Origin of the sequence: Mycobacterium cajalii (assembly GCF_045809005.2) — a bacterium.
GTDB lineage: Bacteria > Actinomycetota > Actinomycetes > Mycobacteriales > Mycobacteriaceae > Mycobacterium.
On record NZ_CM141436.1, the window covers coordinates 6,075,917 to 6,099,633 of the forward strand.

General features: G+C 70.3%; 17 protein-coding genes. 5 read left to right on the top strand and 12 right to left on the bottom strand.

Translation table 11 applies throughout. The features are described 5' to 3' along the window. Positions 1-25 precede the first annotated feature (25 nt). Complete coding sequence (locus ACJ512_RS29160) at positions 26-529, top strand: hypothetical protein (protein WP_407685379.1); 504 nt, start codon at positions 26-28, stop codon at positions 527-529. On the opposite strand, the gene ACJ512_RS29165 is transcribed toward ACJ512_RS29160, so the two are convergent. Further along, the gene (locus tag ACJ512_RS29165; protein WP_407685380.1) at positions 499-768 is read right to left on the bottom strand and encodes a DUF1918 domain-containing protein; all 270 of its coding nucleotides are present in this window, start codon (positions 766-768) and stop codon (positions 499-501) included. The genes ACJ512_RS29160 and ACJ512_RS29165 overlap by 31 nt on opposite strands. 163 nt (positions 769-931) lie before the next feature. Between ACJ512_RS29165 and ACJ512_RS29170 the strand changes: the two genes are divergently transcribed. The 4 genes from ACJ512_RS29170 (at position 932) to ACJ512_RS29185 (ending at position 4,430) form a co-directional block, all read left to right on the top strand. Beyond that, the gene (locus tag ACJ512_RS29170) at positions 932-1,399 is read left to right on the top strand and encodes a hypothetical protein (protein ID WP_407685381.1); all 468 of its coding nucleotides are present in this window, start codon (positions 932-934) and stop codon (positions 1,397-1,399) included. A 68-nt stretch (positions 1,400-1,467) separates the two neighbouring features. Continuing rightward, positions 1,468-1,839, top strand: a complete 372-nt coding sequence (locus tag ACJ512_RS29175) for an FHA domain-containing protein (protein WP_407685400.1) — start codon at positions 1,468-1,470, stop codon at positions 1,837-1,839. Positions 1,840-1,850: 11 nt separating this feature from the next. Continuing rightward, positions 1,851-2,615 carry a Crp/Fnr family transcriptional regulator gene (locus ACJ512_RS29180; protein WP_407685382.1) on the top strand — a complete coding sequence of 255 codons (765 nt, stop codon included), beginning with the start codon at positions 1,851-1,853 and terminating at the stop codon, positions 2,613-2,615. A 21-nt stretch (positions 2,616-2,636) separates the two neighbouring features. After that, positions 2,637-4,430, top strand: a complete 1,794-nt coding sequence (locus ACJ512_RS29185) for an acyl-CoA dehydrogenase family protein (protein WP_407685383.1) — start codon at positions 2,637-2,639, stop codon at positions 4,428-4,430. A gap of 54 nt (positions 4,431-4,484) precedes the next feature. Here ACJ512_RS29185 and ACJ512_RS29190 read toward each other — a convergent pair whose 3' ends face one another. From ACJ512_RS29190 to glf, 11 genes are all read right to left on the bottom strand, one after another. Then, a complete protein-coding gene (locus tag ACJ512_RS29190; RefSeq protein ID WP_407685384.1) occupies positions 4,485-6,050 on the bottom strand; it encodes an acyl-CoA carboxylase subunit beta in 1,566 nt (521 codons plus the stop codon). 8 nt (positions 6,051-6,058) lie between these two features. Further along, positions 6,059-11,407 carry a polyketide synthase Pks13 gene (gene pks13, locus ACJ512_RS29195; RefSeq protein WP_407685385.1) on the bottom strand — a complete coding sequence of 1,783 codons (5,349 nt, stop codon included), beginning with the start codon at positions 11,405-11,407 and terminating at the stop codon, positions 6,059-6,061. Positions 11,408-11,417: 10 nt separating this feature from the next. Then, entirely contained in the window at positions 11,418-13,319 is a 1,902-nt protein-coding gene (gene fadD32, locus ACJ512_RS29200) for a long-chain-fatty-acid--AMP ligase FadD32 (protein WP_407685386.1), read from the bottom strand. A gap of 261 nt (positions 13,320-13,580) precedes the next feature. After that, positions 13,581-14,591, bottom strand: a complete 1,011-nt coding sequence (culp6, locus tag ACJ512_RS29205; protein WP_407685387.1) for a carboxylesterase Culp6 — start codon at positions 14,589-14,591, stop codon at positions 13,581-13,583. Positions 14,592-14,676: 85 nt separating this feature from the next. After that, a complete protein-coding gene (locus tag ACJ512_RS29210; protein ID WP_407685388.1) occupies positions 14,677-15,582 on the bottom strand; it encodes an esterase family protein in 906 nt (301 codons plus the stop codon). Between the two features lie 148 nt (positions 15,583-15,730). Then, the gene (gene ag85A / locus ACJ512_RS29215) at positions 15,731-16,786 is read right to left on the bottom strand and encodes a diacylglycerol acyltransferase/mycolyltransferase Ag85A (RefSeq protein WP_407685389.1); all 1,056 of its coding nucleotides are present in this window, start codon (positions 16,784-16,786) and stop codon (positions 15,731-15,733) included. A 368-nt stretch (positions 16,787-17,154) separates the two neighbouring features. After that, entirely contained in the window at positions 17,155-19,134 is a 1,980-nt protein-coding gene (gene aftB / locus ACJ512_RS29220) for a terminal beta-(1->2)-arabinofuranosyltransferase (protein ID WP_407685390.1), read from the bottom strand. Further along, positions 19,121-20,032: a decaprenyl-phosphate phosphoribosyltransferase gene (locus ACJ512_RS29225; protein ID WP_407685391.1), complete on the bottom strand. Its 912-nt coding sequence runs from the start codon at positions 20,030-20,032 to the stop codon at positions 19,121-19,123. Before ACJ512_RS29225 ends, aftB begins: the two co-directional genes overlap by 14 nt. After that, a complete protein-coding gene (locus tag ACJ512_RS29230) occupies positions 20,025-20,558 on the bottom strand; it encodes a phosphatase PAP2 family protein (RefSeq protein WP_407685392.1) in 534 nt (177 codons plus the stop codon). Before ACJ512_RS29230 ends, ACJ512_RS29225 begins: the two co-directional genes overlap by 8 nt. Further along, a complete protein-coding gene (locus ACJ512_RS29235; RefSeq protein WP_407685393.1) occupies positions 20,551-22,458 on the bottom strand; it encodes a glycosyltransferase in 1,908 nt (635 codons plus the stop codon). Before ACJ512_RS29235 ends, ACJ512_RS29230 begins: the two co-directional genes overlap by 8 nt. After that, entirely contained in the window at positions 22,455-23,657 is a 1,203-nt protein-coding gene (gene glf / locus ACJ512_RS29240) for a UDP-galactopyranose mutase (protein ID WP_407685394.1), read from the bottom strand. The genes ACJ512_RS29235 and glf overlap by 4 nt, the downstream gene beginning before the upstream one ends. Positions 23,658-23,717 lie beyond the last annotated feature (60 nt).

Here is a 23,717-nt window from a genome sequence, read left to right on the forward strand (position 1 = left end):
ACTCTGCATGGATCGAGGTGGCCCGATGCGCACCTGGTTGGGAACCCGTACCGCCGCACTTCTCGGGGCGGCACGCTGTCCGGCGACGACGTGGTGCGTCGCCACCGCCGGCGCCGACGGCGCCACCACGGTGGTCATGGACTGGAAGCTCCGCCGCTGCGACTTCAGCTTCGTGAGCACCCCGCCCATCGTCGCGCGTCCCGGCCTGGGCACCGCGACCGCGCTCGTGCGCACCGCCGGGTCGAAGGCGATCGCCGAAGTGCACCTGGCGGACCCGCCGGATCCCGGCACCCACTTCGACGTCGGCCTCATCCAGGTTCCCCGGCCGGCCGCGGGCGGCTGCGGTCCCGGGGATCCGGGCACCGCGTTCGCCGGCCTGGACACCGACGCGGGCGGCGACGGCACGCTCACCGTGCAGGACACGATCCGGCCGGGAACCACCGGCGTCTGGGTGATCATCGAGCGCGGAAACCCGCACTCGCAGCACCCGGCCGAGTTCTACACGTCGGAGTTCGTGGCCCCGGTGTGAAACCGCCCGGTGCCGAACCGCTGCCGCGCCCGCTCCTCGGCCCGCTGCTGCTCGGCCGCGGTGACCACCAGGGCATCCGAGCCGGGGAACACGGTGGACAGGTGGCCGTTGGCCAGCCAGCGCACCACGTAGGGCGGGGCGCCGGCCGTCCCGTGCACTTCGGTGATCAGGCCGCGCTGGTCCGCTGATTCCGTGGTCGTGCCCTTGATCACGAGCCAGTCGCCTACGTTCGCCTTCATCGTCGACTCCTCGATCGGTGGTTGCTGGGCCCGATCATCCGCTCCGGCGGCGGGCCGAGGCAGGGCCATAGGTCCGCACGAACGGGACTTCGGTCCCTAGCCGGGCACGTGCCGGGGTGGTCCGATTCAGGTGTAGGACCCGCATCACACGGAGGGCACGACTATGGACGCTTCACCGGAATCGCAGGCCAGGACGCGAATGTTCGCGCGCGTGCTGGGTCTTTTCCTCGTCATCGTCGACGTCACGGCCGTGGCGCGCGCCTCCGACATGCAGTCGCTGCTGGCGCAGTTCGAGGCGAACTCGCTGTGGACCTGGGTGACCGGTGCTTTCATTCTGCTGTTCGGCCTGGTCGTCGTCGCCGCTCATCAGAGCTGGCACGGCGCGGCGGCGATCATCGTGTCGCTGCTGGGCTGGCTGATCACCCTGCGGGGAGTGTTCCTGCTGGCCTTTCCCACGGCCTTCGTCTCCCTGGCGAACAGCATGATCGGCGCGCAGGGATTGTGGGTGTCGCTCTGCGTAGCCTTCGCCTTCGTCGGGCTGTACCTGAGCTACGTCGGCTGGGGGCCGGGGGCGCGCCGGCCGGCGTCGCCGGCGGCCCAAGCGGCCCCGGACCTCCGACGGGCCGCGTGATCCGCAACCGGGCCCCCGTGCAGGACGCGAGCAAGCGGGACCACGCGCCCGACGACAACACGGCCCACCTGGCCTCGCTCGCGGACATCCACGACGAGCTCGCCTGGTCGGCAGACGACGCCGAAGTCGAGGCGTTGCCGCGCGGCTCGGGCGTGCTGGTGGTCAAGCGCGGCCCCAACGCCGGAGCGCAGTTCCGGCTGGAGGCGCCGGTCGCGACCATCGGCCGCCACCCCGCCAGCGACATCTACCTCGACGACATCACCGTGAGTCGCCGGCACGCCGAAATACGCAGGGACGACGGCGCCGCCCAGTTCCGCGTCGTCGACCTCGGCAGCCTCAACAACACCTACCTCAACCGGGAACAGGTCGACTCGGCGGTGCTGTCCGACGGCGACGAGCTCCAGGTCGGCAACTTCCGGCTGATCTTCCTGGCCGGATGAGGAGGGCTGAGATGAGCGCACCCGATGTCGCCGCCGGTGACGAGGACCGGGTCCTGGCTCAGATCCTGAGCCGCACCGGGATCCTGCGGCGCGTCGAGCCCGGCGCGGCGGCGGAGCTGACCAGGCAGCTTCACACCGTCGAATTCCGTTCGCGCGAAACGATATTCAATCAGGGCGACCCGGGTGACCGGGTGTACGTCATCGTCTCGGGCACCGTGAAGATCAGCCTGGCCGGCTCGGGCGGCCGCGCTCACCTGCGGGCGATCCTGGGCCCGACCGACGCGTTCGGCGAACTCGCGGTGTTCGACCCCGGCCCGCGCAGCTGCACGGCCACGGCGATCACCGACGTGCGCGCGGTGTGGCTGGACCGTGCCACCTTGCGCGCGTGGATCACCCGCTGGCCGATGATCGCCGAGCAGCTGCTCCAAGCCCTGACGCAGCGGCTCAAGCTCACCGAGGACCAGCAGGTCGAGCTGGTGTCCAGCGACGTGGCGAGCCGCGTGGCGCATCAGTTGCTGGTGCTGGCCCGGCGTTTCGGCACCCCCGAGGGCGACGGGCTCCGCCTCGCGCACGAACTCAGCCAGGACGAGCTCGCCCAGCTCGTCGGGGCCGACCGCGTGTCGGTCAACAAGGCGCTGCGCACGTTCACCACCCGCGGCTGGATCCGCCCGGACGGCAAGAGCGTGCTGATCCTCGACCCCGGCGCGCTGGCCCGCCGCGTCGCGGGAAGAGGAACGGGCGCCTATCGCAGGCGACCGCTCCGCGCTTCGGCCTGAGCGCTGTAATACGGTCGCGTCATGAGCGACGACGCGAGCGACTATGCCCCCGAGTCGGTGGATCGGCTGCCCTTCTCCACCCCTGAGAAATCGGAGCGCTACCGGACGGAGAACTACCGCGGCGCCGTCGGCCTCAACTGGTACCGCACCGATCCCACGCTGCAGGCCACCATGGCCTACTACCTGCGGCCCGACGAGTTGGCCGTCGTGGAGCCGCACCTGAGCGGCATCGGTGAGCTGATGGGCGGCCCGGTGGCGCGGTGGGCCGAGCAGACCGACCGCAACCCGCCGCGACTGGAGCGCTACGACCGCTGGGGACACGACGTCAGCCGGGTCGTCATGCCCGAGTCGTTCACCCACTCCAAGCGCGCCGTGCTGGACGCCCAGCAGGCGCTACGCTCCGACGCCAAGGCCGCGAAGGTCAGTTCGGGGCTACCGCTGTTCGCGTCGAACTACCTGCTCAACCAGGCCGACATCGGGATGGGCTGCGCGCTGGGCACCGGCGGCGGCATGGTGCAGTCGCTGGTGGCGGCCTACGCCCCCGCCGACGTGCGCGAGCACGTGCTGGCCAAGTTCGCCTCCGGCGAGTGGGCGGGCGAGACGGCACAGCTGCTCACCGAACGCACCGGCGGCTCCGACCTGGGGGCCCTGGAGACGACCGCGACCCGCGACGGTGACTCCTGGCTGCTGAACGGCTTCAAGTGGTTCGCGTCCAACTGCGCCGGCGAGGCGTTCGTCGTGCTGGCCAAGCCGGAGGGCGCCCCCGACTCGAGCCGCGGCGTCGCGAACTTCCTGGTGCTGCGCACCCGCCGCGACGGCTCGCGCAACGGGGTGCGGGTGCGCCGCCTGAAGGACAAGTTGGGCACCCGCTCGGTGGCCTCCGGCGAGGTCGAGTTCGTCGACGCCGAGGCGTTTCTGCTCTCCGGGGACCCCGGCGACGCGTCGAGCCCGTCCGACGGCAAGGGGCTGGGCCGCATGATGGAGCTCACCAACGCCGCGCGGCTGGGCATCGCCCTGTTCGGGCTGGCCAACGCGCGCCGCGCCCTGGTCGAGTCGCTGTGCTACGCGCGGCAGCGCCGGGCGTTCGGCGGGGCGCTGATCGACAAGCCGCTGATGCGGCGCAAGCTCGCCGAGATGATCGTCGACGTCGAGGCCGCGCTGGCGCTGGTGTTCGACGGCACGGGGGCCGCCAACCACCGCCGGCGCCCCGGGCCGCGGCAGCGCATCGCGGTGCCGGTCACCAAGCTCAAGGTCTGCCGGCTGGGGATCACCGCGGCCTCGGACGCCATCGAGATCCACGGCGGCAACGGCTACATCGAGACCTGGCCCGTGGCAAGGCTTTTGCGTGACGGGCAGGTCAACACGATCTGGGAGGGACCCGACAACATCCTGTGCCTGGACGTGCGCCGCGGCATCGAGCAGACCAGCGCGCACGAGACGCTGCTGGCGCGGCTGCGCGACGCCGTCTCGGTGTCCGACGACGACGACACGACCCGGCTGGTCGCCGGGCGCATCGAGGACCTCGACGCGGCCGTCACTGCCTGGGCCAAGCTGGACCGCGACACCGCCGAAGCGCGGCTGTTCCCGCTGGCCCAGTTCATGGGCGACGTGTACGCCGCCGCGCTGCTCACCGAGCAGGCCGCCTGGGAGCGGGAGACCCGCGGCGACGACCGCAAGGCGCTCGTCGCCCGGCTGTACGCGCAGCGCTACCTCGCCGACCGCGGGCCGCTGCGCGGGATCGACGACGAGTCCGAGGAGGCGCTGGAGCGCTTCGACGAGCTCGTCGCCGGCGCCTTCACCGGCGAGCAGACATAGAATCGCACTGATTCGGGGTGAAATACGCGATTCTGTGTCTGCTCGCGAGAGGAACTAGACCGGGATCAGGCCGTGCTTGCGCGCGGTGCGCCACCACATCTGCTTGTCCCGCAGCAGGTGCATCGACTTGCGGATCAGCAGGCGCGTGTCGTGGGGGTCGACCACCGCGTCGATGAAGCCGCGCTCGGCGGCGATCCACGGGATCGCCATATTCAGGTTGTAGCCCTCGATGAAGTCCTTCTTGATCTGCTGCGCCTCGGGCGTCGTCGGGTCCGGGAACCGCTTCATCAGCAACTGCGCGGCGCCGTCGGCCCCGATCACCGCGATGCGCGCGGTCGGCCACGCGAAGTTGAAGTCGGCGGTCAGCTGCCGCGACCCCATCACCGCGTACGCGCCGCCGTAGGACTTGCGGATCGTGATCGTCACCTTGGGCACGTCGGCCTCGACCACCGCGTACAGGAACCGCCCGCCGCGCTTGATGATGCCGTTCTTCTCCTGCTCCACCCCGGGCAGGAAGCCGGGGGTGTCCACGACGAACACCAGCGGGATGTCGAAGGCATCGCAGAACCGGACGAACCGCGCCGCCTTGTCGGAGGCCTCGTTGTCGATCGCCCCGGACATGTGCATCGGCTGGTTGGCGACGACACCGACGGTGCGGCCGTCGACCCGCGCGTAGCCCGTGATCATGGCCTGCCCGGCCTGCGCGGCGACGTCGAGGAAATCGCCGTCGTCGAAGATCCGCAGCAGGATCTCGTGCATGTCGTAGGCCGTGTTGTCCGAGTCCGGCACGATCGAGTCGAGCTCGAGGTCGCTCGCGGTGATCTCCGGCTCCAGGCCGGGGTTCACCACCGGCGCCTTGTCGTAGGCGTTGGACGGCAGGAAGGACAGGAAGTCGCGCACGTACTGGAACGCCGCGGCCTCCGACTCCACCACCTGGTGGATGTTGCCGTAACGGGCCTGGTAGTCCGCGCCGCCCAGTTCGTCGAGCGTGACGTCCTCGCCCGTCACGTCCTTGATGACGTCGGGGCCGGTGACGAACATGTAGCCCTGGTCGCGCACCGCCACCACCAGGTCGGTCTGGATCGGCGAATACACCGCTCCTCCGGCGCATTTGCCCAGGATGATCGAGATCTGCGGCACCAGCCCGGACAGCAGCTCGTGGCGGCGGCCCAGCTCGGCGTACCAGGCCAGCGAGGTGGCCGTGTCCTGGATGCGGGCGCCCGCGGAGTCGTTGATGCCGACGATCGGGCACCCGGCCATCGCGCACCACTCCATCAGCCGGGCGACCTTGCGGCCGAACATCTCCCCGACCGAGCCCTGGAACACCGTCTGGTCGTGGGAGAACACCCCCACCGGCCGGCCGTCGATCATGGCGTGGCCGGTGACCACGCCGTCCCCGTACAGCGCGTTGGGGTCGTTGGGGGTGCGGGCCAGCGCGCCGATCTCCAGGAAGGTGCCGGGATCGACCAGCGCGTGGATGCGTGCGCGGGCACTGGGAATGCCCTTCTTGTCGCGCTTGGCCGCGGCCTTCTCACCGCCGGGCTCCTTGGCCTGCTCCAGACGGGCGTGCAACTCGGCCAGCTTCTCGGCCGTGCTGTGCTGAACGGGAGCCGGAGCCATCTCCGTCACTACTTGCCCACCTCACTCGTCTGGCGCTCGATGCTCTGCAAGGCCTCGCTCATGTGCGCGCCCACCTTGGCGATGTAGGGCTCGTCGATGGCCTGGATGTGCTCGCCGCCGATCCGCACCACCTCGAGGTCGGACACGTACTCGCCCCAGCCGCCGTCCGGCTTGCGGGTGGCGTAGCGCGGTTCGAACTCGATGACGTCGTCATGGTAGCGATCCGCCATGTAGAGGGTGACGCGGCCGTCATAGGGTTCGATCTGGACGGTCTCGAGCGCCCGGTTGTCCAGATAGGACGTGCGCTGGTGTTCGATGATCCCGCCGGGGACCTGCACGCCGCTCTGCTGGACGATCTCCAGCACGAACTTGACCTGGCCCTCGTCGTCGAGCTCCTCGAGCTGTTCGTACGGGATCGCGGGGATCTCGACGTTGAAGGTGCGCTCGGCGAACCGCGCGTACCGGTCCCAGCGCTTGCGGGTCTCCTCCCGGGTCTGCGGGATCTCCTCGCCGGCCCGCACGGTGTCGATCATGCCGACGAACGCCACGTTCGCGCCCATCCGCTTGAGCCCGATCGCGCAGGCGTAGGCCAGCGCGCCACCCAGCGACCAGCCGGCCAGGACGAACGGCTTGTCGCCGTTGAGTTCCAGCAGCTTGGGAACGTACTGGGCGGCCCGCTCCTGCACGGTGCCCTCGACCCGCTCACAGCCGTACATCGGGGTGTCCGCCGGCAGCCGGTTGAGCAGCGGCTCGTAGACCACGGTCGAGCCGCCGGCCGGGTGGAACACGAACACCGGCACCTGCGAATCGTTCTGCGGCGCCCTGATCGTGCGGATGAACCCGTCGAGCTCGCCGGCCTCGAGGTGGCCGCGCACCTTCTCGGCCAGCGCCTCGATGGTCTCGGCCGCCAGCACGTCCTCGGCGCTGATCGGGCCGTCGGCGCGCTCCGAGAGCCGTTGCGCCATCTTGGCGGCGGCGTCGCCGTCCAGCTTGGGCAGCGGGTTGAAGATGCCGCCCGGGGACTTGCCCGTCACGATCGCCCAGGTGGCGAACGTGACCCGCTCGGCGGCGTCGCGCGGCGGCACGTCGGAGTTGAGCGCCTTGGCCACCGCCTGCTGGCTGAGCGCCTCGGCAGCCCCCTTCAGGTCCGGCTGCGCGGCCCCGTTGGTCCCGGAATCCGAGGAACCCGCGGGCCCCGACGGGTCGGTCGGCGGCGGCGGGACGGCCACGCCGGACTGCGCCCGCGTCTCGGGCTCGGCCTGCGGGTCGGGCGCGGGCGCCGCGACCGTGGCGGGCGTCGCCCCGCTGAGCAGCTGCGCCTGCTCCCTGGCGATCTCCTCGGGGGTCTGCGTCTTCTGGTGCTCGGCCAGCTCCGAGACCTCGTCGCGGTGCTCGACCGCGTACTGGATGAGCTGCTCGATGTTGTACAGGTTGGCGTCGCGCACGGCCGTCAGCTGGATCGGCGGCAGGTCGAAGTCGTACTCGACGCGGTTCTTGATGCGCACCGCCATCAGCGAATCCAGGCCCAGCTCGACCAGCGGCACCTCCCACGGCAGGTCCTCGGGTTCGTAACCCATTGCGACGCCGACGATCATGCCCAGCCGCTCCCCGACGGTCTCACCGGAGTCCGGCGACCATCTGACCGTGTCGGACGGCAGGTAGCGGTTGGTCAGGCTGTCCTGCACGGTCTCGGCCGCCGCCGCGGCGACCGGCGCTTTCGCTTCGACGGCGGGGGCCGCAGAAATTCCGGCCGTGATGCCCACGCCCGCGCCGACCGCGGCCGGCAGCACCGACTGGGCGCCGCCCCGCGTCACCAGGGCGTCGTAGACCAGCGTGAAGGACTCGTCGATGCGGGCGTGCACCTGGACCGACGCGCCGCCGGGGTGCCGGGTCAGCGTCGTCACCAGCACAGAGCCCTGCCCGGGCACCGCACGCTGCTCGGCCGCCGTCAGCTGGGCGTCTGAAAGCACCTCGCCGGCGGCGGCTTTCACCAACGCCTCCAGATCCGTCGCCTCCAGGCCCGTGAAGATCCGGGGCGTGTACTCCCACACGTGGCGGCCGTCCGGCAGCGCGACGTGGGCGCCCGGCATGATCACCGAGCTGCTGCCCGCGGAGAAGGACACCTCCAGCCAGTGGTCCTTGCGCTTGAACCGGGTCGGCGGGATGTTCGCGTAGTCCTGCGGGTCGAAGCGCGCGGCGGAACGCCGCGAGAACAGCGTCCAGATGTCCAGGTCGTGGCCGTAGACGTAGAGCTGGGCCATCGCCGAGATCATCGACTCGACGTCGTCCTGCTTTTTGGCCAGCGTTGCGATCAGCTGGGCGTCGGGCAGACCCGCGGCGGCCGTGGTCAGGCCGATCTGCATCAGCGCCACCGGGTTGGGCGCCAGCTCCAGGAAGGTGGTGTAGCCGCTGTCGACGGCGTTGCGGACGCCGTGGGTGAAGTAGACCGAATGCCGCATGCCCTTGACCCAGTACGCGACGTCGTGGACCGGCTCGCCGCCGGGCTTGATGAAGCTGCCCTCGTGCACCGTCGAGAAGATCCCGGTGGTGGGGCTCCGGGGGGTGATGCCCTGCAGTTCCGCGGAGAACTCACCGAGCAGCGGATCCATCTGCGAGGTGTGGCCGGCGCCCTTGGTCTGCAGCTTGCGGGCGAAGCGGCCCTCCGACTCGGCCCGGGCGACGATCGCGTCGATCTGCTCGGGCGGACCGCCGATCACGGTCTGGCTGGGCGCGGCGTAGACGCACACCTCGAGGCCGGGGAAGTCGGAGAGCAGAGTCTTGAGTTCGTCGGCGGAGTACTCGACGAGCGCCATGAACCGGATGTACTCGCCGAACAGCATCGCCTCGCCCTCGCCCATCAGATGAGAGCGCGAGCAGATCACCCGGGTGGCGTCGGCCAGCGAGAGCCCACCGGAAAAGTAGGCCGACGCGGGCTCGCCCAGCGACTGGCCGATCACCGCGGCGGGTTTCGCGCCGTGGTGCTTGAGCAGCTCGCCCAGCGCGATCTGGATCGCGAAGATGACGACGTTGGAAGTCTCGATGCCGTATTCGTGGGAGTCGTCGAGGATCAGCTCGAGCACCGAGTAGCCCCGCTCGTCCTGGATCAGCGCGTCGACCTTCTCGATCCACTCGGCGAAGACCTCGTTGCGCAGGTACAGGTTCTTGCCCATCTTGCGGTGCTGCGCGCCGAAACCGGCCATCGCCCACACCGGGCCGCTGGTCACCGGCCCGTCGACGCTGAATACGCCCGGGCGCTGCTTGCCCTCGGCGACCGCGCGCAGGCCCTTGACGGCCTCGTCGTGGTCGTGGGCCAGCACCACCGCGCGCGAGCGGCCGTGGTTGCGCCGCGACAGCGACCGGCCGATCGACTCCAGCGACGACGCCTGCCCCTCCGGGCTTTCCATCCAGTCCGCCAGTTCGGCGGCCGCCGCCTTCTTGCGCGAGGTCAGGAACGCCGACACCACCAGCGGGATCAGCGGTGTGGTGGGCTCCGCGGCCTCCTGCGCGGCGAGCTCCTCCAGCGCGGCCTCCTTGAGCCGCAGCGCCTCCTCGGTGAGGCCCGGCAGTTCGGGCTCCTCCTCCTCGGTCGCCGCCGTGTCGGGGATGATCTCGCCGAACTCGTCGAACCGCAGCGAGTGGCTCTCCATGGCGGGCGCCTCGGCCTCGGCCCCCGCCTCGGCCGGCGGGGCGGGTTCGGGTTCCCGCTCCACCACGTCACGGGGCAGGACCTCGCGGACCACCACGTGGGCGTTGGCCCCGCCGAAGCCGAAGCTCGAGACGCCGGCCAGCGCATACCCGCCGTACCGCGGCCAGTCGGTGGGCTGGTCGACCACCTTCAGGTGCGTCGCGTCCCAGTCGATGTACGGGCTGGGGCCGGCGAAGTTGATGGACGGCGGCAGCTTGTCGTGCTGCAGCGCCAGCACCACCTTGGCCATGCTGGCCGCACCGGCCGCCGACTCCAGGTGGCCGATGTTGGACTTGACCGCGCCGAGCAGCGCCGGGCGGTCGGCGGGACGGCCCCTGCCGACGACGCGGCCCAGGGCCTCGGCCTCGATCGGATCGCCGAGCACCGTTCCGGTGCCGTGCGCCTCGATGTAGTCGACGTTGCGCGGGTCGATGCCGGCGTCCTTGTAGGCCCGGCGCAGCACGTCGGCCTGCGCGTCCTGGTTGGGGGCGATCAGGCCGTTGGACCGGCCGTCGTGGTTGACCGCGCTGCCGGCGATGACGGCCAGGATCTGGTCCCCGTCGCGGCGGGCGTCGTCGACGCGCTTGAGCACCAGCATGCCGGCGCCCTCGGAGCGGATGTAGCCGTTGGCGTCCGAGGAGAACGACTTGATCCGGCCGTCCGGCGAGAGAACCGCGCCGATCTCGTCGAAGCCGAGCGTCACCGCGGGCGTGATCAGCGCGTTGACCCCGCCGGCCACCGCCGCGTCGCACTCGCCGTTGCGCAGCGCCTGCACGGCCTGGTGAACCGCCACCAGCGAACTCGAGCAGGCGGTGTCGAGGGCCACCGACGGCCCGCGGAAGTCGTAGAAGTAGGACACCCGGTTGGCGATGATCGAGGTGGCGGTGCCGGTGATCGCGTACGGGTGCGCGCTGGTGGGGTCGGAGACCGCCATCATGGCGTAGTCGTTGTTGGAGACACCGACGTACACGCCGACGGGCTTGCCGCGCAGGCTCGACGCCGGGATGCGGGCGTACTCCAGCGCCTCCCACGTCAGCTCCAGCGCCATCCGCTGCTGCGGGTCGATGTTGTCGGCCTCGGTCTTGGCCACCGCGAAGAACTCCGAGTCGAAGCCCTTGATGTCCTTCAGGTAGCCGCCGCGAGTCTGGGCGTTGGCCACCCGTTCGGCCAGCCGCGGCTCGGCGAGGAACTCCTCCCACCGCCCCTCGGGCAGGTCGGTGATGGCGTCGCGGCCCTCCATCAGCGCCTGCCACGTGGCGTCGGGGGTGTCCATGTCGCCCGGGAAGCGGGTGGACAGACCCACGACCGCGATGTCGACGCGCTCGGCGGGGCCCGTGCGCGTCCAGTCCGCGTCGCCGTCGGCGGACGTGTCCGCCTCGGGCTCGCCCTCGATGATGCGGGCGGCCAGCGACTCGATCGTCGGGTGCTGGAAGGCCACCGCGACCGACAGCGTGACACCGGTCATGTCCTCGATGTCGGCGGCCATCGCCACGGCATCGCGCGACGACAGCCCCAGCTCCACCATCGGCACCGACTCGTCGATCGCGTCGGGCGACTGTCCGGTGCACCTGGCCACGTAGTTGCGCAGCCATTCCCGCATCTCCGGGACCGTTGTCATCTCGGTCTTCTGGGCGGGCAGGTTGTCCAAAGCGTCAGGTTCTGTGTCAGTCATGGTCTGGTGTTCAGCTTGTTTCGGTGGCGAAGGCGGTGGGAGAACCGACACCGCTGCGCAGGCTGCCGTCGAGGTAGGCGGTCCGGCAGGCACGTCGGCCGATCTTGCCGCTGGAGGTGCGCGGGATCAGGCCCGCCTGGACCAGCAGCAGGTCGCGGACGGTCACGCCGTGCCGGACGGCGATCGCCGCCCGGATGTCGTCGGCGATGGGCTGGTAGTCGAGCTTGTGCGCGCCCGCGGCGCGCTCGGCGACGATGACCAGCTGCTCGGAGGTGTCCTCCGGGTCGTAGCTCAGGCCGGTGTGCGGGTTGTCGAACACCTCCTGGGGCAACTGGTTGGCCGGCACCGAGAACGCGGCGACGTACCCGGTGCGCAGCGCCTTGTTGGCCTCCTGGGCCGAGTACTCCAGGTCCTGCGGGTAGTGGTTGCGGCCGTCGATGATGACCAGGTCCTTGATCCGGCCGGTGATGTAGAGGTTGCCCTTGTAGTAGGTGCCGTAGTCGCCGGTGCGGACCCACATGCCGTCGTCGGCGGCGCCCTCCGCGTGCGACGGGCTGGTGCGCGACTTGAGGATGTTCTTGAAGGTCTCGGTGGTCTCCTCGTCCTTGCCCCAGTAGCCGACGCCCATGTTGTTGCCGTGCAGCCAGATCTCCCCGATGTGCCCGTCGGGCAGTTCGGTGGCCGAGTCGGCGTCGACGATGACGGCCCATTCGTCGACGCCGATCACGCCCGCGGACACCTGCGCGACGGCGTTGGGCGCGTCGGCGGCGACCTCGACGAAGCGGTGCTTGTTCAGCTCGTCCCGGTCGACGTGGATGACCAGCGGCGCCTCGTTCATCGGCGTGGTGGAGACGAACAGCGTCGCCTCGGCCAGGCCGTAGGACGGCTTGATCGCCGTCTCGCGCAGGCCGTAGGGCTGGAACGCCTCGTAGAACCGGCGCATCGATGCCGGTGACACCGGCTCGCTGCCGTTGAGGATCCCGCGGACGTTTCTCAGGTCCAGCGGCGGCTCGCCGTCCTTGGGCGCACCGCGGAGCGCGGCGTGCTCGAACGCGAAGTTCGGCGCCACCGAGATGACCGAACCGTTGTCGTTCTCGTCCTGGCGCGCCATGGCCCGGATCCAGCGCCCGGGCCGGCGCACGAACGCGGCCGGCGTCATGAACGTCATGTTGTGGCCGAACACCGGCGACAACAACACCGTGATCAGGCCCATGTCGTGGAAGAACGGCAGCCAGCTGACGCCGCGGTCGCCCTCCTCGCCGCCCATGGAGAGGGCGTCGAGCACCTGCACCACGTTCGTGGGCAGGTTCAGGTGGGTGATCTGCACCCCCGTGGGCGTGCGGGTGGAGCCCGACGTGTACTGCAGGTAGGCGATGTCGTCGGCCCCGCCCGTCGGCTGCTCCCAGGTGGCGCCGACCTCGTCGGGCACCGCGTCGACGGCGATGACGCGCGGCCGGTCCTTGGCCGGGCGGTTGCGGAAGAATTTTCGGACACCCTCGGCGGAGTCGCTGGTGGTCAGGACCGTCGAGGGCGTGCAGTCGTCGAGCACGGCGTGCAGCCGCCCGACGTGACCCGGCTCGCTGGGGTCGAACAGCGGCACCGCGATCCGGCCGGCGTACAGCACGCCGAAGAACGAGATCAGATAGTCCAGGTTCTGCGGGCACAGGATCGCGACGCGGTCGCCGGGCTGGGTGACCTGCTGCAGCCGGGAACCCACGGCGCGGTTGCGCTTGGAAAAGTCGGACCAGGAGATGTCGCGGGCGATGCCCTCACGCTCGGTGGAGAAGTCGAGGAACCGATAGGCCAGTTTGTCCCCGCGAACCTTCGCCCACCGTTCGACGTGACGGGCCAGATTGAGGTTCTCGGGAAATCTGATCTTCCCGTTCACGATGAACGGGTTGTGGTACGCCATACCGCTCTCCTGTCAAACACTGCTCGTCGACATTTACCTGTGGTCTGCGCGCGGGCCGTCCCGGCCGGCCCACGGTGACGCGGGCTCCGGTGCACATCGGCTCCGACCCGAGCGGGTCAGCACAACGCTGCTACTACTTATGCTCTTGACGCTCTAACTGCTCTTAATTTTCTCTTAATGTTAAGGGCCCGAGCCCGGCACACCAAATCACAAGGTACCGCTGTCGGGGGCCGGCTCCGTTCTACCTGAGGCTGTGTCCCCTCACCCGTGTTTGGGATGCGGCGCGTTCTGGATCAGGCCCCTCGCCCAGTTCAGCGTCCACCCGGTCGCCGGCTCCCCGTCCAGGCTCCAGAACTGCGGGGTGGCGTACAGCGCGTGCACCGGTCCCGCGGCGCCGCCGGCCAGCGTGTTCAGCGTGTTGGGCAGGTTGGCGAGGCTGAAGGCCTCGTCCGGGGCGGCGCAGATGAGGTCGCCCGGGGCGCAGATCTCGTTGGTCCTGTCGTTGAGCGCCCCGAAGCCGCCCGGCCGCGCACCGGTCATGGTCAGACCGAGCCCGGACAGCACCGGCACCTCGTGCAGGGTGACCTCGGCGCCCTCCCCCGGCGGGTTGGGCCCGACGTCGTTGCCCACCCCCGGCTGGCGGCGCCCGTCGGCGATCAGCGTCACGCCCAGCACCAGGTCGTCGTCGACCGGACCGCGGCCGTTGCCGATGTCGCTGGCGATGTCGCCGCCGATCACCGCGCCCTGCGAGAAGCCGATCAGCACATAGCTGGTCAACGGGCACTTGGCCTTCATGTCGGTCATCGCCTTGACCGTCGCGCGGGTGCCCTCGGCCCGGCTGGCGTTGTACGACATCTGCGTGTCGCCGCTGAGCGGGTTGTTGAACTGCGCGGTGTAGGGGACGGTGTAGATCTCCAGCCGCGAGGTCGGGAACTCCTGGCGCAACGGCCCGGTCACCTTGAGCAGCAATGCGTCCGGGAACTGCGTGGGGTTGAGCGGGTCGTCGTCCGGCGACGACTCCCACGTGCCGGGAATGGCGATCAGGTCCACGTCGGGGCAGGAGGCGTCCTGGCTGGCCGGGCGGGGCTTGTGGGGGTGCGTCGTCGTCGAGGCCGGCGGCAGCACCCCGGGCGGCACGGCGGTCGGCGGCGGCTGCGAGCTGCGCAGCAGGACCACCACCGCCACCAGCACCAGCAACACCACGCCCGCCACCGACAGGGCGGCGGCCCAGGCGAGCATCCGGTGGCGCTTGCGCCGCGCGTTGGTTGCCATGTTCTCCTGCCAGCAGAGTCGGAAGGCGGCAGCGACGCGGTCTCACCCCCCCGCTGCACCTTCTACACGGTACCGGCTCGCCGTCTCAACGAATGGCGCCGACGATGTCGCCCGACATCGCCCCGAGCTGTCCCGACCACGAGCCCCAGCCGTTGTCGCCGCCGCCGGGGAAGTCGAAGTGCCCGTTGTGCCCGCCGTTGCTGCGGTACATCTGGTAGAACTCCCGGGAGCCGCCCATCGCCGCCCCCGCTTGGCCGATCATGGCCGCGGGGTCGCTGGCCCCGTCGTTGGTCGGGCTGTACACCCACACCCGGGTGTTGTTCTGCGCCAGCAGCGCCGAATGCACCGTCGGGTCGTGCCACTTCCACCGGCCCAGCTGCGGGGCACCCCACATCCCGTTGCCGTCCACGCCGCCGAACTGCTGCAGGCCCGCCAGGATCGCGCCGTTGTAGTTGGTGCTCGACGGGTACACGAAGCCCGACAGCGAGCCGGCGAAGCCGAACCGGTCGGGGTGGAAGGCGGCCAGCGCCAGCGCGCCGTAGCCGCCCTGCGCGGCGCCCACGGCGGCGTGACCGCCGGGCGCCAGGCCCCGGTTGGCGGCCAGCCAGTCCGGCAGCTCGCTGGACAGGAAGGTGTCCCACTGCTTGCTGCCGTCCTGCTCCCAGTCGGTGTACATGCTGTAGGCGCCGCCGGCAGGCGCGACCACCGAGATGCCCTTGCCCGCCAGCGTGTTCATCGCGTTGCCCGCGGTGACCCAGTTGCTGACGTCCGGCCCGGCGTCGAAGGCATCGAGCAGGTAGACCGCGTGCGGGCCGCCTTTGAGGAAGGCCACCGGGATGTCGCGGCCCATCGCCGCCGACGGAACCATCAGGCTCTCGTAGCCGGCGGCGCCGGCTTCACCGGGCGAGCCGCCCACCGCCACCACACCGCTCAGCCCCACAGCCAGCGCGGCGATGCACACCACCCGCAGCAGACCCCGTACGACCCTCATGGCCACCCTCCATCGTCTCGTCGCTGTCTGCACATTAGTCAGGTCGCGGCCCGACCGGAACCGAGGGTGGTGAAACAGGTCACACCGCCGGAAACGATCGGTGGCGGGGACCCCGCAGGGTCCCCGCCACCGATGGCGTTGCTGTGTGTCAGTGACCGGCGCCGGTGTTGCCGGCGCTGTTGGCGGTGCCCGGGGTGGTGGCGGCCGGGCCGGCGCCGGGCGTCGCGCCCAGCGTCGACTGCAGGTCAGGCTTCATGGCCTGCAGCTGCGCGCCCCAGTACGGCCAGTCGTGCGTGCCGTTGTCGTCGAAGTTGAACACCGCGTTGTGCCCGCCGGCGGCGTTGTAGGCGTCCTGGAACTTCAGGTTGCTGGTGCGCACGAAGCCCTCCAGGAACTTCGCGGGCAGGTTGTCGCCACCGAGGTCCGACGGCTTGCCGTTACCGCAGTACACCCAGATGCGGGTGTTGTTGGCGACCAGCTTACCGACCTGCAGCGTCGGGTCGTTGCGCGCCCAGGCGGGGTCCTCCTTGGGGCCCCACATGTCCGCCGCCTTGTAGCCGCCGGCGTCGCCCATGGCCAGGCCGATCAGCGACGGGCCCATGCCCTGCGACGGGTCCAGCAGCGCCGACAGCGAGCCGGAGTAGACGAATTGCTGCGGGTGGTAGGCGGCCAGGATCAGCGCCGACGAACCGGCCATCGACAGACCCACCGCGGCGCTGCCCGTGGGCTTGACGCTGCGGTTGGCGTTCAGCCACTGCGGGAGCTCGCTGGTCAGGAAGGTCTCCCACTTGTAGGTGGTGCAGCCGGCCTTGCCGCAGGCGGGCTTGTACCAGTCGGAGTAGAAGCTGGACTGACCACCGACGGGCATGACCGTCGAGATGCCCGACTGGTAGTACCACTCGAACGCCTGGGTGTTGATGTCCCAGCCGTTGTAGTCGTCCTGCGCACGCATGCCGTCGAGCAGGTACAGCGCCGGCGAACCGTTTCCGCCGCTCTGGAACTGGACCTTGATGTCGCGACCCATGCCCGCGGACGGGACCTCGAGGTACTCCACCGGCAGCCCCGGGCGCGAGAATGCCCCGGCGGTCGCCGAGCTCCCCACGGCTCCGACCACACTCGAGAGCAGCGCCGCGCCAACGGCCCCCACCACGAGCCGACGTGGCATCCCAGCCACGGCGCCGCGCAACCTGTCGACAAGCGTCATACTTGCTTCCTCATCCTTTCGGTGCGTCCGAATCCGGGCGCATCGTCTCTCACGTCCTCTGGCACGCGAATTACGTAGCACTGCATACGCAGGGCGCAGCAGTGCCCGTGTAGTCAACCACACCCGCGGCCCCCGGCTCACATCGAGAGCGGCGCGCAAACCCCCGCCCGGGCACGGTTTTCGGCGGATTCGCGGGGCGGCGGCGGCCGCCGGAAATCCCGTTACCGCATGTGCCGGGGCGCTGTCGCGTGCAGGTGAGGGCACAGATGTGGTGTTGCTGGTGGCCGGGCGGGAAACACGTGGTCCGCGGCCGTCGTGACCAGTTCGAGATTCGTCACAAAATCGGCCCGCCGGGGGCGTCCGGGAGCTCACTCGCGCGGCGGTGGCGGTGTCTCCTCGGGCACCGGGAGCCCGCAGCGGGCGAGCTCGTAGCGCGGCACCCGATCGATCTGGTAGCGGGTGAACTCGAAGGAGTGCACAAAGTTGGAGACGAAGCGGTGCAGCGTCATCGGGGCGCGTATCGACCCCAGCACCGACTGGGTCTCGGGGCAGCGCAGGGCCGCCTCGGCCTCGGCCACCCACTGCTGGTCCAGGTAGCCCGGGATCCCGGGATAGACCTTCACCCAGGGGCCGTCGGCGATCACCCAGTCCGGGAAGAGGTTCTTGTCGTGGCCGATGCGACCGTGCTGCAGCCGCTGCGTGTGCTGGGCCAGCGGATTTGCCAGACCGATCTGGTCGAGCACCCTGACGTCGAGCCCGACGTTCATGCCGACCATGCCGAGGTTGGTGAAGAACACGGCGTGCTGCGGTCTCTGCGGGGCCGCGCCATCGGCGGGCCCTCCCGGAGCCGGCCGGACCATCGGCACGATGTCCCACTGGATGTAATTGCCGGACGGCAGCAGCAACGCCCCGTCCGGGGTGTTGTCGAGCGCGGAGAGCACCGCGGCCATCCGCGGGTAGTCCAGGTAGTCGGCGGCGGTCGTCGGGTGGGCGTGGCCGGTGGCCTGCGCGTAGAAGCGGCGCTCGTCGACGATGCCGGAAAAGGTGACCCGGGTGGCGTCGTCGCCCATCCCGGGCGAGTTCGCCGCCCACAGCGACCAGCCGGCCACCCCCAGCCAGAGCGCACCGGCCGCACCGGCCACCCAGTAGCCCGTCTCGCGGGAGTAGTCCTGTCCGTCGGGGAGCGGCAGCGGGACCACCGAGACCGGGGCGAGCAGGCAGGCCAGCGGCGCCAGCAGCACCCGCCCGTGCATGAAGTCACCGCCCTGCCGGATCCAGTACAGCGCCTGCAAAGCGCCGCTGACCAGCACGAAGGCGACCACCGCGGGCGGGCTCTGCACCGCGCGCGCCAGCCGCCCGTAGCGGGGCGCCAGCATCGGGCGCAAAAACGACGGCCGGCGCCGGGCCGCCGCGAGCAGGATGCCCAGCGGCACCAGCAGGACCACCGGCACCCACACCGCATACGGCGCGTCGAAGTTGGCCAGGTAGGTCATGCCCTGGGACCACTTGTCGCCGGCCGCGTCCTTGGCCAGCGCGGTCCCGGGCACCAGCAGGCCGTAGTAGCCCATCCGGAAGATCTGGTAGGCGACCGGCAGCAGTCCCCCCGCCGCCACGATCAGGCCGCGCCGGGCCCACGTCCGGGCCGCGATCAGCATCATGAACAGCGCCAGCAGGCCCATCAACGCCAGCTCGGGCCGGACCAGGACGCTGAATCCGGCGACGAAGGCCAGCACACCGAGGAAGAACGGGCTGTCCGGGCGGTTGCGCACCGGCTGGCCCCAGCGGACCATCATCCACCACAGCAGCCCGAGGTAGGCCAGCGTCAGCCCGCTCTCCAAGCCCGAGGTGGCGAAGTCGCGCGCCGGGGGCAACGCGATGTAGACGAGCGCCCCGGCGGGCAGCATGACGGCCTTGCGGCCCCGCAGGCCGGGCGCGTACAACCGGCCGGTGCCCAGCATCAGCAGGGCCACGCCCAGCACCGAAAGCCCGAGCGCGAACGCCAGCGCCACGTACTCCATGCGCAGCGGGCCGCCGACCCAGCTGCCCAGATACAGCAGATACGTCCACGCCGTGGAGGTGTTCGCCTCCACCCGCTCGCCGGCGTTGAACACCGGCCCGTTGCCGGCCAGCAGGTTGCGCACGGTGCGCAGCACGATCAGCCCGTCGTCGGCGATCCAGCGCCGCTGCCAGGCCCCCCACGCGAACAGGGCGCAGACCACCGCCACGCTGGTCCACAGGCTGGTGCGCACCGCGGTGTCGTAGGGGAACGCGGTGCGGAAGAAGCGCCGAACGGGTGGGCGTCGGCGCGTCACCGGGACGGCGCCGGGATGAGGGTCAGCCGAAGGCAACCGCGGCTCCGACGGTCGCGATCCAGGCCAGCGCCAGCAGCTGCAGCACCCGGTCGCGCAGCGCGATGTCCTCGGGCTCGCCGGCCAGCCCGCCGTCGACGTCCACGGCGTAGCGCAGGATCGCGATGGTGAACGGCACCATCGACACCGCGAACCACGACCCGGAGTGGTGGTCGCGCTCGAAGGCCCACAGCCCGTAGCAGACCACCACCGCGGTGGCCGACATGGTCCACACGAAGCGCAGATACGTGCTGGTGTAGCTCTCCAGCGCTTTGCGGATCCGGGCCCCGGTGCGCTCGGCGACCTGCAGCTCGGCGTAGCGCTTGCCGGCCACCATGAACAGCGACCCGAACGCCATCATCAGCAGAAACCATTGCGAGAGCGGGATTTCGGCGGCCACACCGCCGGCGATGGCCCGGATCAAAAATCCCGACGACACGATGCAGATGTCGATCACCGCTTGGTGTTTGAGGCCGTAGCAGTAGCCCAGTTGCATGGCCAGGTACACGGCCATCACCAGCGCCAGGTTCGGCGTCGCCAGCCAGGAGAGCGCCAGGGACGCCACCCCCAGGACGACGGCCAGGGCGTAGGCCAGCCACTCGGGCACCACGCCGGCCGCGATCGGCCGGAACCGCTTGGTGGGGTGCTCGCGGTCGGCCTCGACGTCGCGCACGTCGTTGATCAGGTAGATCGACGAGGCCGCCAGGCAGAACACCACGAACGCCACCGACGCCTTGGTGAGCACCTCGGTGTAGTGGTTGTAGTGCAGCGGGCCGCCCAGCGCGGCCAGCGGCGCGGCCAGCACCAGCACGTTCTTGACCCACTGTCGCGGACGCATCGCCCTGACCACCCCGGTGATCAGGCTGCCCGGAGGTTCGACCACCACGTCCTCACTCATTCGGCACACCTCCATCGATCCAGAGTGCAAGCCGGGCCACCGCGGCGCCGAGCGCCACGCCGAAAACCACGTCGCTGGGATAGTGCACGCCGAGCAGTATCCGCGACAGCGCCATCGGCGGCACCAGGACCGCGGGGCACAGCCCGGGAGGCAGCCCGCCGGCCCGGCCCAGCAGGATCGCCGCCGCCGTCGTGGAGGTGGCGTGCGCCGACGGGAAGCTCAGCCGGCTGGGGGTGCCGACGTTGACCGCGACGGCCGGGTGATGCGGCCGTGCCCGCCGCACCAGTCGTTTGACCAGCACCGCGGCCGCGTGCGCCGCGAACGTCCCCGCGCCGGCGAGAAGCCACTCCCGGCGGCGTCCCGGCACCAGGACCGCCCCGGCCGACGCCACCGCCAGCCAGCCGATGCTGTGCTCGCCGAAGTGGGACAGCGCGCGGGCCGCGGGCAGCGCCCCGGGCCGCCCGGCCAGCGCCGCCTGCGCGGCCACGATGACGGCCGCCTCGCCGCGCGGCCGGGTTTCAGTCATGCCCGGGGTTGCCGGGGGCGGGCAGCAGCACCGTCTCCCACTTCTGCTTGCTGGACAGCACCGGCAGGGCGTCGCGGTACGCGCGGCGCATCTCGTCGAACCGCTTCGTCAGCTGCCGCTGCCGGCGCAGCGAGGCCAACAGCAGCGCGAACATCTTGCGCCGGTCGCGCTGCCGGTAGACCACGCCGCAGCCGTCGGCCGTCGTCACGGTGACGCCGTCCACCGTGCACAGCCGGAACCAGCGCGCGTCCTGGGTGGGCACGTTGAACTCCGGGCGCCGGTGGTGCACGGGGTCGGCGGCGGTCAGGTTGTGGGCGATGCCGCGCAGGAGCCGGTAGCCGATGGACAGCGGGTTCACCGGCGGCTTCATCGCCGGGCTCCGGTGCAGCGGCGGCGGCAGTTCGCTGGCCGCCGGCAGGACGACCGCGTCGGGGTACTGCTTGCGGATGCGGTGCACCTCCGGCAGCGCCGACTCCAGGATCGAGAAGATGTGCTCGGGGCCGGCCAGGAAGTCGTCGATCGCCCTGTTCTGGATCGCCACCGTCGAATATTCAAGGCAGGCAAGGTGTTTCAGTGTGGCCTTGAGATGGCTGCGGACCAGCCCGGTGACGTCACCGTCCCAGTGCATCGCCGCGACCACCAGCCGGTTGCGCAGGTGGAAGTAGGCCTGCCAGTCGATCGCGTCGTCCTTGTCGCTCCAGGCCATGTGCCAGATCGCCGCCCCGGGCAGCGTGACGGTGGGGTAGCCGTGTTCGGCGGCGCGCAGGCCGTAGTCGGCGTCGTCCCACTTGATGAACAGCGGCAGCGGCTGGCCCAGCTCCTCGGCGACCTGCCGCGGGATCATGCACGTCCACCAGCCGTTGTAGTCCACGTCGATGCGGCGGTGCAGCAGCTTGCTCTTGTCGTCGTTGTCGTTGAGCGGGTATTCGGCGAAGTCGTGGTCGTATTCGGCGTGCGGCGCCGAGGTCCACATGAAGTTCGACCGGTTCACGACCTCGCCCATGATGTGCAGGTGCGAGGGCTCCTGCAGGTTGAGCATCTGGCCGCCGATCAGCATCGGGGTCTTGGCGAAGCGGTGCATCGCCAGCACCCGCAGGATCGAGTCCGGCTCGATGCGGATGTCGTCGTCCATGAACAGGATCTGTTGGCAGTCGGTGTTTTTCAGCGCCTCGTACATGACCCGGCTGTAGCCGCCGGAACCGCCGAGGTTGGGCTGGTCGTGGATCGAGAGCCGATCGCCCAGCCGGGCGGCCGCCGCCGGGAAGTCGGGGTGGTCGCGCACCTTGTGCACGCCCTGGTCGGGCACGATCACCGCGCCGATCACCTCGTCGACCAACGGGTCGGCGGTGAGGTCGGCCAGCGCGTTGGCGCAGTCGGCGGGCCGGTTGAACGTCGGGATCCCGACCGCGATGTTGGCCGTGCCGGGGGCGGGCTCGGCCGCGTACCAGCCGCCGGAGCGCAGGGTGACCGCGGTGTCGGTGGTGATGTCGAACCAGATCCAGCCGCCGTCCTCGAACGGCTTGAGCGCCACGCCGATCTCGACGACCTGCGCCTGGTCGGGGTCCTCGTCGGAGGCGACGGCGAACTGGCGGCCCTCGATGAAGATCCGCGCGCCGGTGGCCTTGGTGCGGTAGACGTCGACGCGGCCCGCGCCGGTCACCTCGACCCGCAGGACGACCGATGTCAGCGTCGTCCAGCGCCGCCAGTAACTGGCCGGGAACCCGTTGAAGTAGGTGGCGAACGACACCTCGGACTCCGCGCCGATCTGCAGCGAGGTGCGGGTGGTGGCGTGCGCGCGGCGGGCGTTGGAGGTCGACTCCTCGAGGTAGAGCTTGCGCACGTCGAGGGGCTCGCCGGGGCGCGGCAGGATGATTCGGGCCAGCAGGCTCACGGCGGTCATTCGCCCGTCTCTCCGTTCAGCGGGGCGCCGTCGCGCAGGTGCGGCGCGAGGACGTTGTCGTACATGTTCAGCGCGCTGGCGATGGCCATGTGCATGTCCAGATATTGGTAGGTGCCGAGGCGCCCACCGAAAAGCACCTTCGCCGAGGCGGTTTCGGCCTTGGCCCGCGCCCGGTAGGCGGCAAGCAGGTTGCGGTCGGCCTCGGTGTTGATCGGATAGTACGGCTCGTCGCCGTCGTCGGCGAACCGGGAGTACTCCCGCATGATCACCGTTTTGTCGGTGGGGTAGTCGCGCTCGGGGTGGAAGTGGCGGAACTCGTGGATGCGGGTGTAGGGCACCTCGACGTCGTTGTAGTTCATCACCGGCGTGCCCTGGAAGTCACCGGTGGACAGCACCTCGAGCTCGAAATCCAGGGTGCGCCAGCCCAGTCGGCCTTCGGCGTAGTCGAAGTAGCGGTCCAGCGGGCCGGTGTAGACCACCGGCGCGCCGGGGCTATCGGCGCGCAGCAGGTCGCGCACGTCGAACCAGTCGGTGTCCAGCCGGACCTCGATGCGGTCGTCGGCGGCCATGTTCTGCAGCCAGGCGGTGTAGCCGTCGACCGGCAGGCCCTCGTAGGTGTCGTTGAAGTAGCGGTTGTCGAAGGTGTAGCGCACCGGCAGGCGGGTGATGTTGGCCGCCGGCAGTTCCTTCGGATCGGTCTGCCACTGCTTGGCGGTGTAGCCCTTGACGAAGGCCTCGTAGAGCGGGCGGCCGATCAGCGAGATGGCCTTCTCCTCGAGGTTCTGCGCGTCGGCGGTCGCGATCTCGGCGGCCTGCTCGGCGATCAGCCGGCGCGCCTCGTCGGGGCTGAAGTATCTGCCGAAGAACTGCGACACCAGGCCCAGTCCCATCGGGAACTGGTAGGCCTGCCCGTCGTGCATCGCGAACACGCGGTGCTGGTAGCCGGTGAACTCGGTGAACTGGCGCACGTAGTCCCAGACCCTCTTATTGGAGGTGTGGAACAGGTGGGCGCCGTACTTGTGGATCTCGATCCCCGTCTGCGGCTCGGCCTCCGAGTACGCGTTGCCGCCGATGTGCGGGCGCCGTTCGACGACGAGCACGCGCTTGCCGAGTTGGGTAGCCACGCGCTCGGCGACGGTCAGGCCGAAGAACCCGGATCCCGCGACGAGGAGGTCGAAACGAGCGGTCATCGGTTGCATAGGGTATCCGACCGCGCGGGTCCAACCCATTTGACGAGCCAGGGCCGTTCGGGTTGACCT